10 protein-coding genes are annotated in these 11,389 nt (G+C 49.7%); 7 read left to right on the top strand and 3 right to left on the bottom strand.

The window, feature by feature from the left end; all coding sequences use genetic code 11:
* Positions 1-2,918 (bottom strand): ESPR-type extended signal peptide-containing protein (locus ACTHSQ_RS08385; protein WP_440371701.1); only part of this gene is annotated, 2,918 nt, incomplete at its 3' end.
* Between the two features lie 287 nt (positions 2,919-3,205).
* Between ACTHSQ_RS08385 and ACTHSQ_RS08380 the strand changes: the two genes are divergently transcribed.
* On the top strand, positions 3,206-3,643 hold the full coding sequence (locus tag ACTHSQ_RS08380) for a hypothetical protein (RefSeq protein WP_036473249.1): 438 nt from the start codon (positions 3,206-3,208) through the stop codon (positions 3,641-3,643).
* Between the two features lie 14 nt (positions 3,644-3,657).
* Here the strand turns inward: ACTHSQ_RS08380 and ACTHSQ_RS08375 are convergent, their stop codons facing one another.
* Positions 3,658-4,032 carry a hypothetical protein gene (locus ACTHSQ_RS08375; RefSeq protein ID WP_440371700.1) on the bottom strand — a complete coding sequence of 125 codons (375 nt, stop codon included), beginning with the start codon at positions 4,030-4,032 and terminating at the stop codon, positions 3,658-3,660.
* A gap of 211 nt (positions 4,033-4,243) precedes the next feature.
* Between ACTHSQ_RS08375 and ACTHSQ_RS08370 the strand changes: the two genes are divergently transcribed.
* The gene (locus tag ACTHSQ_RS08370; RefSeq protein ID WP_440371699.1) at positions 4,244-5,659 is read left to right on the top strand and encodes an OmpP1/FadL family transporter; all 1,416 of its coding nucleotides are present in this window, start codon (positions 4,244-4,246) and stop codon (positions 5,657-5,659) included.
* 312 nt (positions 5,660-5,971) lie between these two features.
* Here ACTHSQ_RS08370 and ACTHSQ_RS08365 read toward each other — a convergent pair whose 3' ends face one another.
* On the bottom strand, positions 5,972-7,171 hold the full coding sequence (locus ACTHSQ_RS08365) for a LysM peptidoglycan-binding domain-containing protein (protein WP_440371698.1): 1,200 nt from the start codon (positions 7,169-7,171) through the stop codon (positions 5,972-5,974).
* Between the two features lie 234 nt (positions 7,172-7,405).
* Here ACTHSQ_RS08365 and def point away from each other — a divergent pair, with 234 nt between their 5' ends.
* From def to ACTHSQ_RS08340, 5 genes are all read left to right on the top strand, one after another.
* Positions 7,406-7,909, top strand: coding sequence for a peptide deformylase (def, locus tag ACTHSQ_RS08360; protein WP_440371697.1), 504 nt, complete (start codon positions 7,406-7,408; stop codon positions 7,907-7,909).
* Between the two features lie 135 nt (positions 7,910-8,044).
* A complete protein-coding gene (gene fmt, locus ACTHSQ_RS08355) occupies positions 8,045-8,971 on the top strand; it encodes a methionyl-tRNA formyltransferase (protein ID WP_070631416.1) in 927 nt (308 codons plus the stop codon).
* Positions 8,972-9,004: 33 nt separating this feature from the next.
* The gene (locus ACTHSQ_RS08350) at positions 9,005-9,523 is read left to right on the top strand and encodes an O-acetyl-ADP-ribose deacetylase (RefSeq protein WP_440371696.1); all 519 of its coding nucleotides are present in this window, start codon (positions 9,005-9,007) and stop codon (positions 9,521-9,523) included.
* 46 nt (positions 9,524-9,569) lie between these two features.
* Positions 9,570-10,829 (top strand): 16S rRNA (cytosine(967)-C(5))-methyltransferase RsmB, encoded by a 1,260-nt coding sequence (gene rsmB, locus ACTHSQ_RS08345; protein ID WP_440371695.1) that lies wholly within the window; start codon positions 9,570-9,572, stop codon positions 10,827-10,829.
* A complete protein-coding gene (locus ACTHSQ_RS08340; protein WP_003686233.1) occupies positions 10,795-11,388 on the top strand; it encodes a DUF4390 domain-containing protein in 594 nt (197 codons plus the stop codon). Before rsmB ends, ACTHSQ_RS08340 begins: the two co-directional genes overlap by 35 nt.
* The last annotated feature ends 1 nt before the right edge of the window (position 11,389 follow it).

Genomic DNA, 11,389 nt, shown 5'->3' with positions numbered 1-11,389 from the left:
GCTTTGGTATCTGCCGCTACCGCTTTAGCATCTGCCGCTTCAGCTTTCGCTACCGCACCATCAGCTTTGGTATCTGCTTGACTTGCTAAATTGTAAGCATCGTCTGCACGGCCTTTAGCTGCGACTGCTTTATCATCCGCCGCTTTCGCTGCATCTTTAGCTTCACCTGCTTTGGTGTCTGCCGCAGCTGCCGCTGTCTTAGCTTCACCCGCTTTGGTATCTGCCGCTACCGCTTTAGCATCTGCCGCTTCAGCTTTCGCTACCGCACCATCAGCTTTGGTATCTGCTTGACTTGCTAAATTGTAAGCATCGTCTGCACGGCCTTTAGCTGCGACTGCTTTATCATCCGCCGCTTTCGCTGCATCTTTAGCTTCACCTGCTTTGGTGTCTGCCGCAGCTGCCGCTGTCTTAGCTTCACCCGCTTTGGTATCTGCCGCTACTGCTTTAGCATCTGCCGCTTCAGCTTTCGCTACCGCACCATCAGCTTTGGTATCAGCTGCTACCGCTTTAGCATCTGCCGCTTCAGCTTTCGCTACCGCACCATCAGCTTTGGTATCTGCCGCTACTGCTTTAGCATCTGCCGCTACAGCTTTATCGTCTGCTGCTTTCGCTGCATCTTTAGCTTCGCCTGCTTTCGCTAATGCATCTGCTGCATCTGTTGCCGCTTTACCGGCTTTAGTATCAGCTGCTACCGCTTTAGCATCTGCCGCTTCAGCTTTCGCTACCGCACCATCAGCTTTGGTATCTGCTTGACTTGCTAAATTGTAAGCATCGTCTGCTCGTTTTTGTGCTTTACCCGCTTTGGTATCTGCTGCCGCTGCCGCTTGTGCTGCTTCGCCTGCTTTCGTTAAAGCTTGACCCGCTTTAGTGTCTGCCGCAGCTGCCGCTGTCTTAGCTTGACCCGCTTTAGTGTCTGCCGCAGCTGCCGCTGTCTTAGCTTCACCCGCTTTGGTATCTGCTGCCGCTGCCGCTTGTGCTGCTTCGCCTGCTTTCGTTAAAGCTTGACCCGCTTTAGTGTCTGCCGCAGCTGCCGCTGTCTTAGCTTCACCTGCTTTCGTTAAAGCTTGACCTGCATCGTTCTTCGCTGCTGCTGCGTCTGATTTCGCTTTTGTCGCATCTGCTTGTGCTGATACAGCCTTAGCATCCGCTGCATTCGCTTTATTTAATGCGTTATTGGCTGCTGTATTTGCCGTAGTTGCTAAGCTATGCGCTGCATCTGCGCGTGCTTGTGCTGCAACCGCTTTATCATCTGCCGCCTTCGCTGCTTTCGCCGCTTCAACTGCTTTAAAGTACGCGTTACCTGCCGACTGCCCAACAGCGTATAACTGAGAACCATTCACTGCATCGGTAGAATTTGCATCATAGTACCCTGGAGCCACATGTTGAATTCGACGAGTATTCGTTGCATTACCAACCGTAACAGCCCCCGAAACACCAGTACCACCCGCAAATCTGGCTCGTGTGCCATCGTGTATTAACTGCTCAAGGTAATCAGAAGTCCCTGCAGTACGCCCCTCCGTTTTAATATTTATAGCTACCTTTTCACCAACACCTTTCGCTTCAACTTCTGAACCATCGCCCAAATATACAGAGTTATTGACATTCGCGGTAATGCCGCTGCCCAATACTTGGGTGTTCGAAGCTGTTACAGTATTTCTGTTACCCACAACTTGAGTATCAGCAACATTGCCGCTGGTGTTAATATCACGCCCCATTAATGTCGCATTAGTCAAACGACCGGTTATAGTGGCGTTATTCACTGTAAGAACCGAATCATTTACCGTAGCTCCGTTAAAGGTAGTGTTATAACCTTGTGTTAACGTGTTTGAAATTGCTGAATTGCTTGATTTGATATTCTGACCGAAGGTTGGAGCACCACTAAGATTAGAATTATGAAGTGCAATTCCTTGACCAAATAATGGGTTAGATGTTGATGAGGCTGTTACATTGATATCTTGACCAACATAGTTAACCTTCTCTGTATTTACAGTTGCACCTGTGCTATCAAAGTTGATATTGTTACCAACTAAGGCCCCTCCAAGAGCATTGTTTTGTCTGGTTACGCTAATCGTAGTACCGGAAACCAACATCTCATTGATATCTCCAGTAGAATTGATATTAATATTGGTACCGGTAATACTTGAACGATTCAACACAGCACGCTTAGCAGAGCTATTAAGGTTTACAGTAATGCCATGACCATTCACTGCACTATCCTGAGCTTTAATGCCTCTAAAAACAAAATTAGAGGCAGTCATCATAGAGTTAGATTGCTCCTCTGACAAATGTTTAATGTTATTACCCATAAGAGTAGCTTGATTAAGACCGTCCACTTTATTATTTGTGAGGCCACCAAAGTAGATATCACTACCAATAACTTGTGACTTTACATACTGACTTTGTTTTTTGCCTCTCGGTTTATCCTGGTTATATCTATCATCAATAGATTTCCCCAAAAACACAGATTGCGGAGCAATACCGTGATCAATATTAATGCCGTTACCAAGAGCCATAGCAACCGTACCATTAAGCCTAGAGGACTCCCCAATAACAACAGTAGAACGCCCTCCCGCATAAGTGTCATTGCCCAAAGCAAGCAATGCATTAGGTTCTTGGCCTTGAGCTTTCTCTCTCGTCCCTTGCTGAGCGACAACAGGTGTCTCATGCTTGTCAGCGGCTTGAGCCGTTTGACTTAAACTGAATAAGGTTACCGCAACGCCACCAATCACCATGGCATTTGCAGCCGCTTTACCTAAGCTATACAGTGTAAAAGAGGTACTTCCTTCTTCCTCCACCACCGTACTTTGCTTAGCATTTTTGCCTGAAGAAGAGGCTTTTACATGCCCCTTGGCAAGTTCAGATACGGCAACCCAAGCCTCCTGGGCCGCGTTCCAAACGATCTTGTATATTTTATTCATAACAGTGAATCTCCTTACTGTATATACATTTATCTAACCTAAGTGCGCTGCTCATTTAAGAAAATGCTAAAAACACACTTTAATAAATAAACAATCACACCAATCTGATACTTTTATACTTTTTTGCAATTCCCGTGCGGACAATTAAATGTGCACAAAAGTTTCACAAAAATGTAACCTATTCTATACTCTTTTCTCACTCAAAGATAGGTGTAGAAATCAACAGTGTTGTTTACACTTTTGGCTTGGCAGGGTAATCATAGACAAGCAGAAAGGTTGATAATGTAATGGGAAATAAAATCTACTTTAGCCAAATTCAGGCTAAAATCGACCGCTTGCAGCGTGAACGAACACAGGTACTAGAACATCTTGAATTAGTTGAACGAAAAATCAAAAAACTCAACGATGCTCTTGAAGTGATGGAAGATGAAGCCTTAACCGATGAATACGATACTGAGGTTTATTCATATCGAACCTACAAACATAGATTCCGTGGGAAATTAAGACCAATGGTCTTAGCGGTACTTAAAGCTCAACCCGACCATTATTTCACGGTCAATGAAATTACTGAGATTGTCTTAATAAAAGACAGACAAGACCCTATCGTTCGTCCGAAGCATATGGTTTCGGTGCGTGGCGCGTTAAAACATTGGCTGACAAAAGGCGTAGTAGAACGACTAGAAAGAGGCGTAACCGATGTCAAATGGCGACTGAAACAAAAATAGCGGTATTTCTACCGCTATTTTAATGGCTTTAACCGCCAAAACTTCAATCCACTTTCAACGATTCCTCTTTTACACAATTTAACCAGTATTCGATTGACTGTCTTATAGTGTTTATCGTCCATATCAACAAATTGTGGTTTTCCCAACAATGCTAAGCTCTTTTCAGCAATCTCCCCACAAAACATCCAATCAGGATTTTCACGTAAGACTTGAGCGACTAATCGCATCGTAATCAAGGGCTGCGGTTTTGGTTCTTTCGGTATATAAGGTTGAGCTAATGCGTTAATCTCTTGTGACAAACACTGCATTTGCACCGTCAGCTCATCTTGCTTTTCTTTTAGCTTTAACAGGCGTTCCACTAACTCGTATTTCAGCAACTTTTGCGCCATAATAAAAATCCCTATCGAGTTAAAATTTCAATAGGGATTTTAAGGTTTTTAATCGGTTAAATCTTTGTGCAACTGCTACATAATACCGTAAAAAACCGAAAATAATAGGCAAGAATAACGATGTAGTATAGAATTGAGTACCTATACTAAATCAATAAAGGACGTTTCAGACGGCCTTTTTCTTTGTCCGCTACTTTCACGGTAAACCAAAATGATTCATTTCAATCTGAAAAAAACAGCATTTATTTTAAGCACAGCACTTTTATCTACCGCTGTCCAAGCTTCCGGTTACCACTTCGGCACACAATCCGTTAACGCTCAAGGCACGGCCAACGCCGCCGCCGCCGAAGCCGCCGATGCATCAACCATTTTCTACAACCCGGCCGGCCTGACCAAACTTGACAGCAGCCAAATTTCCGTCAACGCCAATATCGTTTTCCCAAGCATTCATTATGAAGCGGAATCTGCGAAACACTTCCGTACGGGTGCCGATGTCAGCGGCTCGACCAGCGGCAAAATTACCGAAACCACCGTTGCTCCGCACGTCTATGGTGCGTACAAAGCCAGCGACGATGTGACTTTGGGTTTGGGTGTATATGTTCCTTTCGGCTCTGCAACTGAATACGAAAAAGATTCCGTCTTGCGCCATAACATCAACAAACTGGGTTTGACCACCATCGCCATCGAGCCGGTAGTCGCGTGGAAACTGAATGAGCAGCACGCTGTCGGTGCCGGTTTGATTGCCCAATATTCAAAAGCCGAATTGCGCAAATACTCCGACTGGGATGCTTCCGGCGCCATCAGCCAGTTGGCCAGCGGCTTGGCTTCCCGTCAAGCAGGCCGTCCTATTGCTGTCGATGCGACCGGCAAGGCTGATGGTCATGCCGATGTAAAAGGCCATGATTGGGGCTTCGGCTATCAACTGGCGTGGATGTGGGACATCAACGACCGCGCACGCGTGGGTGTGAACTATCGTTCCAAAGTATCGCATACGCTGAAAGGCACTGCCGATTGGGAAGCGGACGGCGCATATGCAAAACGTGCTTGGGACTTGGGTGCAATGGCTGCACGCGGTTATGTGCCGAACGAAAAAGCCAGCGTAAAAATCGTCACGCCTGAGTCTTTGTCTGTTCACGGTATGTACCGCGCTACCGACAAAACCAATTTGTTCGGCGATGTGACTTGGACGCGCCACAGCCGCTTTAACAAAGCCGAGCTGGTGTTTGAAAACACCAAAAACGTTGTCAACGGCAAATCTAACCGTACCGTCATCACGCCTAACTGGCGCAACACTTATAAAGTCGCATTCGGCGGCTCTTACCAAGTTACCGAACCATTGCAACTGCGTGCCGGTATCGCTTTCGACAAATCACCGGTTAAAAGCGCCGAAGACCGCATGAACAGCCTGCCTGACGGCAACCGTATCTGGTTCTCCGTTGGTGCTAAATATCAACTGGGTAAAAACCATGTTATCGATGCGGCGTACAGCCATATCCACATCAATGACACGGTTTACCGCACCGGCAAAGCCAGCGGCAACGACGTAGACAGCCGCGGTGCATCCTCTGCCCGCTTCAAAAATAAAGCGGACATCTTGGGCTTGCAATACACTTACAAATTCAAATAATCGGATTTGAGTTGTGGATAAAAAGGCCGTCTGAAATCTTCAGACGGCCTTTTTGATTGGCAGGAATAGATGGAACAATCAACAGCCAATAAATAGCGTGCTGGGCTTTTCATATTTCTGATTGGAATGGCAGAACGGAAAAACGATAGAAAAGGGAATAGCCGATTACCGGCTTGAGAAATAAGATGTTGTTTGCGCTTTAAGCAACGTGTTACAGATTTTATTTATGCTGATGGGCAGCAATCAAAAGGCCGTCTGAAAAATAGGTTTTCAGACGGCCTTATTTGCCGCATGGCTGCTAAGAAAGCTCAATCAGCTGCGGACTTCCAGTTCGATTTCTCTTTCTTGTTCGTCTTCAGCCGGTTTATCCATGGTTTTTTCATCGGCCATATTGTCCAAATCGCGGCCGGGTTCGGAGGCGGTATCGCCGATGGAAACGCTGTTCAGACTTTCCAAAATAATGGCGGATGCCAGATGGTCGGATGTGCGGTACACCATTGCCAAGCCGATTTCTTCCGCCGGAATGGAAACCAACTCAACCGTATCTTTGTCTTTCGGCTTGCGAATCAGGTTGTTGGACGGATTGACACGGACTTGGCGGCCGCGTTTGTAGAGGCTGACCACAGTGCCTTTGTCCAAGCCGTCGAGTTCGCCTTTGTCCAAAGTAATGGTTTGGAACTGGCCGGCTTCGCCCACGCCGTCGAAGATGGAAACGACTTTGGCCTGAATCGGACGGGCAGGGGCGTGAGGCATAACATTGAAGCTGTCGAGGCCTTCGGGCAGTTTCAGCAGATAGTCGTCTTTGCGGATTTCGGAAACGGCTTCTTCGATAACCAAAGGTTGCGCGGATTGGGTGCGCAGCTTCATGGCTTTGTTGACTTGGGTGTAAGGCAGCGTGTTGGCGATGCCGCTGAACACGACTTCTTGGCCGAGGAATTTGCCGGTTTCCGGATCAGTGATGTTTTTATTGACGCGGTAGGTCAGGTAGCGGCCGGGTTCGGTCAGGCCGTATGCGTACACGCGGTTGCCTTGGGTGTAGAGGACGCGGTTGTCGGGGCCGGCAATCAGGCGCGGCGCGTTGGCGGTTTCTTCCGGAGCGATAATCTGCGGATGTTTCATGAACATGCGGTAGAGATTGACGTTGACGGTCGGAATGCCGTAGCCGGAAGTTTCGCGTACGCGCGGATGCAGTTTGATCACGGGAATGCCGTCTGAACGGGTTTGGGCATGTTCAAAACCCAGTCGCGGCTGGCCGTTGACGTAGCGTAAAACCAACACCTGGCCCGGATAGATCAGATGCGGATTGCGGATGGCGTTGCGGTTGGCGCCCCAAAGGCGGTTCCATTGCCATGGGCTGTACAGATATTTGCCGGAAATACCCCACAAGGTATCGCCGTTTTTAACGACGTAGCGTTGCGGCGCATTGGGGCGGATTTTTAAAGAAGCTGCCTGAGTGTGGGCAGAAATAGCCATGCCTGCCATGCAAAGCAGGGTTATAATACGTTGTTGCATAACCGTTCCCCTTGAAATCGATTCGGTTTGTCTTCAGATGATAAACAGAGAAGGCTGGAGTTTGCGAAACTGCCGCCCATTCATCAATACGATAACGAACGGCCTCCGTCGCGCTATCTTAACATTTTTCGGCGTTATTTTAGCATTGAATGTTGCTGTCATGACAGGAGATTGTGGCGGCGGAAACCAAATCTGTATGAAAATCACACATCAGCTTTATAAAACGAGAATATTATGGCTTTACTGAACATCCTCCAATACCCTGACGAGCGTTTGCACACGGTCGCCAAACCTGTTGAAAAAATCGACGAGCGCATCCAAAAATTGATTGCCGATATGTTTGAAACCATGTACGAAGCACGCGGTATCGGCTTGGCAGCCACTCAGGTCGACGTACACGAGCGCATTGTCGTGATGGATTTAACCGAAGACCGCAGCGAGCCGCGCGTGTTCATCAATCCTGTCATTGTCGAAAAAGACGGCGAGACGACTTATGAAGAAGGCTGCCTTTCCGTGCCGGGCATTTACGATACCGTGACCCGTGCCGAGCGCGTCAAAGTTGAAGCCTTGAACGAAAAAGGCGAGAAATTCACGCTGGAAGCAGACGGCCTGCTGGCAATCTGCGTGCAGCACGAATTGGACCACCTGATGGGCATCGTGTTTGTCGAACACCTGTCGCAGCTGAAACAAGGCCGCATCAAAACCAAACTGAAAAAACGTCAGAAACACACCATCTGACCTGCGCATTGCTTAAAGGCCGTCTGAAAAGACAAAACAGAAGGCAGACTTCGGTTTTCAATCTTTCAGACGGCCTTTTCAGCTGAAACAGTTTGCCCTACGCGCCCATTCAAACCATTTCCACAAGGACACAACATGAAAGTCATCTTTGCCGGTACGCCCGATTTTGCTGCCGCCGCCTTGAAAGCCATCGCCGCCGCAGGTTTTGAAATTCCGCTGGTGTTGACCCAGCCCGACCGCCCCAAAGGCCGCGGCATGCAGTTGACCGCATCGCCGGTCAAACAGGCTGCCTTGGAATTGGGTTTGACCGTGGCACAGCCGGAAAAGTTGCGCAATAACGCCGAAGCCCTGCAAATGCTCAAAGATACAGGCGCGGATGTGATGGTGGTGGCCGCATATGGTTTGATTTTGCCGCAGGATGTGTTGGATACGCCCAAACACGGCTGCCTCAATATCCACGCTTCGCTGTTGCCCCGTTGGCGCGGCGCGGCACCGATTCAACGTGCGATTGAAGCCGGCGATGCCGAAACCGGTGTGTGCATCATGCAGATGGACATCGGCTTGGACACCGGCGATGTAGTCAGCGAACACCGCTACGCCATCCAACCTACGGATACCGCCAACGAAGTGCATGACGCGCTGATGGGTTTAGGTGCGGAAGCGATTGTTGCCGACTTGCAGCGTCTGCAGGCTGAAGGCCGTCTGAACGCGGTCAAACAGCCTGAAGAAGGTGTTACCTACGCCCAGAAATTGAGCAAAGAAGAAGCGCGTATTGATTGGAATGAAAGCGCAGACATTATCGAACGCAAAATCCGCGCCTTTAACCCCGTTCCTGCCGCGTGGGTCGAATATCAAGACAAACCGATGAAAATCTGGCGAGCCGAAGTGGTGGCCAAACAGGGTAAGGCAGGCGAAGTATTGTCCTGCACTTCAAACGGCCTGTTGGTGGCGTGCGGTGAAAATGCGCTGAACATCACCGAATTGCAGCCTTCCGGCAGTAAACGCATGAGCATACAGGCATTTGCGGCAGGTCGGACGATTGAAGTCGGAACGGTTTTGTAACAGGCTGGAAATCAACGTAGAGGAAAGAAAACAATGGCTGTTTTTGAAGTGATCGAAGGCGATATTACCCGATTGGCAGTCGATGCGATTGTCAATGCTGCTAATTCATCGCTGTTGGGCGGTGGCGGCGTAGACGGTGCGATACACCGCGCCGCGGGCAAAGAGCTGCTGGACGAGTGCCGCACTTTGGGCGGTTGCCGCACAGGCGAAGCCAAAATAACCAAAGGCTATCGTTTGCCTGCGCGTTATGTCATCCATACGGTCGGGCCGGTATGGTTTGGCGGACAGCAAAATGAAGAGGCCAAATTGGCACAATCCTACGCCAATTCCTTGCTGCTTGCCCAGAAACACGATCTCCACAGCATCGCCTTTCCGTGCATCAGCACCGGTGTGTACCGCTTCTCGGCCGAAGCCGCCACGCGTATCGCTTTGGAGAGTTTGAAACAAACCCTGCCGCAATGTCCGGCAGTGGAAAAAATCATCTTTTGCTGTTTTTCCAAAACAGATGCCGAATATTATCGGGCATTGTTGGCAGCCGAACAGGCCGTCTGAAATCCTCCGAACACTTGAAATCAAATATGAATCAGAAAGCAAAAATATGAGTATGTCCCTCGCCCAAAAACTGGCTGCTGACAGCGTTGCCGCGGTTGCCGAAGGGCGCAATCTTCAGGATGTCTTGGCGGAAATCCGCGCGGCGCATCCGCATCTGACGGCTCAGGAAAACGGCGCGTTGCAGGATATTGCCTACGGTTGCCAACGTTATTTGGGCAGTTTGAAGCACATGCTTGGTCAAATGCTGAAGAAGCCGATTGACAATCCGCAGCTTGAAAGCCTGCTTTTGGCGGCGATGTACCAACTGCATTACACGCGCAATGCGCCTCATGCTGTGGTCAATGAGGCGGTGGAAAGCATTGCCAAAATCGGCCGCGGCCAGTTTCGCTCGTTTGCCAACGCGATTTTGCGCCGCTTTTTGCGTGAACGCGACAAGCTCGCGGCTTCCTGCAAAAAAGACGATGTGGCGAAACACAATTTGCCGCTGTGGTGGGTGGCTTACTTGAGAAACCATTATCCGAAACATTGGCACAACATTACCACCGCGCTGCAATCGCATCCGCCGATGACTTTGCGCGTCAATCGCCGACACGGCAATGCCGAAAGCTATTTGGAAAAACTGGCTGCGGAAGGTATACCGGCCAGGGCGTTGGACGAATATGCGGTTACGTTGGAAGAAGCCGTGCCGGTGAGCCGCCTGCCCGGCTTTTCAGACGGCCTGGTGTCGGTGCAGGATTTCGGCGCGCAGCAGGCGGCGTATCTGTTAAACCCTAAAGACGGCGAACGGATTTTGGATGCCTGCGCCGCGCCGGGCGGGAAAACAGGGCATATGTTGGAACTGGCGGATTGTCATGTTACCGCTTTGGATATCGACGAAGGTCGTCTGAAAAGAGTGAAGGACAATATTGACCGTTTGGGGTTTCAGACGACCGCTCTGACTTGCGCCGATGCGCAGGACTTGGCGGCATGGTATGATGGAAAGCCTTTCGACGCCATCCTTGCCGACGTGCCGTGTACCGCTTCGGGTGTGGCGCGGCGCAATCCCGACGTGAAATGGCTGCGCCGCCCGACCGATGCTGCCAAAACCGCCCGTCAGCAGGAGGCATTGCTGGACGCGTTTTGGCAAGTCCTGACGAAAAACGGCAGAATGCTGCTTGCTACCTGCTCGGTGTTCGTCGAAGAAAACGACGTTCAGTTGCAAAAATTCCTCAACCGCCACGCCGATGCCGAGTTGATCGAATCGCATGTGCTTTTACCGAACAAACATCAAGATGGCTTTTATTACGCGCTTATTAAAAAGCAGTAAAACGCTGATTGTACCGCTCTTGCTTGCCGTGTCGTTGAATGCGGCGGGCGAGGGCATCAGTGCGACCCGTGCCGAGGCAAAGCTGACCCATGCCGGACAGCTTTCCGTCAGCAGCCGTTTCCGCACCGATCTGCCCGACCAGCTTAAAGAAGCACTCAAACAGGGCGTCCCCCTGCATTTCAATTTGAGTTGGCAGCTGTCAGCGCCGTCTATGTCGTCTTATAAATTCAAGTTCGACCAGCTGCTCAACAACGACAGCACGATTCAATACAAATTGTCCTTCCATCCACTGACCAACCGCTATCGCGTTACCGTTGGTACGTTTTCTACCGAGTACGACACGCTTGAGACTGCCTTGCGTGCAGTGGGCGCGGTCGTGAATTGGAAGGTTTTGTCCAAGGGTGCGTTGAGTGATGTGGCCGCCAAAGACACGAAGGCTGAAATCCGCCTGCTGCTGACAACCGCCAAGCTGCCCAAACCGTTCCAAATCAATGCCCTGACGTCTAAAAACTGGCATTTGGATTCCGGTTGGAAGTCTTTGTCGGTCGTGCAGGAGTAAA

This window comes from Neisseria sp. P0009.S008 (genome assembly GCF_051958615.1).
In the GTDB taxonomy this organism is placed as follows: Bacteria; Pseudomonadota; Gammaproteobacteria; order Burkholderiales; family Neisseriaceae; genus Neisseria; species Neisseria subflava.
This window is presented reverse-complemented; position numbering and strand designations above follow the sequence as displayed.

Coding starts and splice junctions, on each gene's coding strand:
- ACTHSQ_RS08380 (WP_036473249.1), top strand. CDS start 3,206: ATGGGAAATAAAATCTACTTTAGCCAAATTCAGGCTAAAATCGACCGC.
- ACTHSQ_RS08370 (WP_440371699.1), top strand. CDS start 4,244: ATGATTCATTTCAATCTGAAAAAAACAGCATTTATTTTAAGCACAGCA.
- ACTHSQ_RS08365 (WP_440371698.1), bottom strand. CDS start 7,171: ATGCAACAACGTATTATAACCCTGCTTTGCATGGCAGGCATGGCTATT.
- ACTHSQ_RS08350 (WP_440371696.1), top strand. CDS start 9,005: ATGGCTGTTTTTGAAGTGATCGAAGGCGATATTACCCGATTGGCAGTC.
- ACTHSQ_RS08340 (WP_003686233.1), top strand. CDS start 10,795: ATGGCTTTTATTACGCGCTTATTAAAAAGCAGTAAAACGCTGATTGTA.
- ACTHSQ_RS08375 (WP_440371700.1), bottom strand. CDS start 4,032: ATGGCGCAAAAGTTGCTGAAATACGAGTTAGTGGAACGCCTGTTAAAG.
- fmt (WP_070631416.1), top strand. CDS start 8,045: ATGAAAGTCATCTTTGCCGGTACGCCCGATTTTGCTGCCGCCGCCTTG.
- rsmB (WP_440371695.1), top strand. CDS start 9,570: ATGAGTATGTCCCTCGCCCAAAAACTGGCTGCTGACAGCGTTGCCGCG.
- def (WP_440371697.1), top strand. CDS start 7,406: ATGGCTTTACTGAACATCCTCCAATACCCTGACGAGCGTTTGCACACG.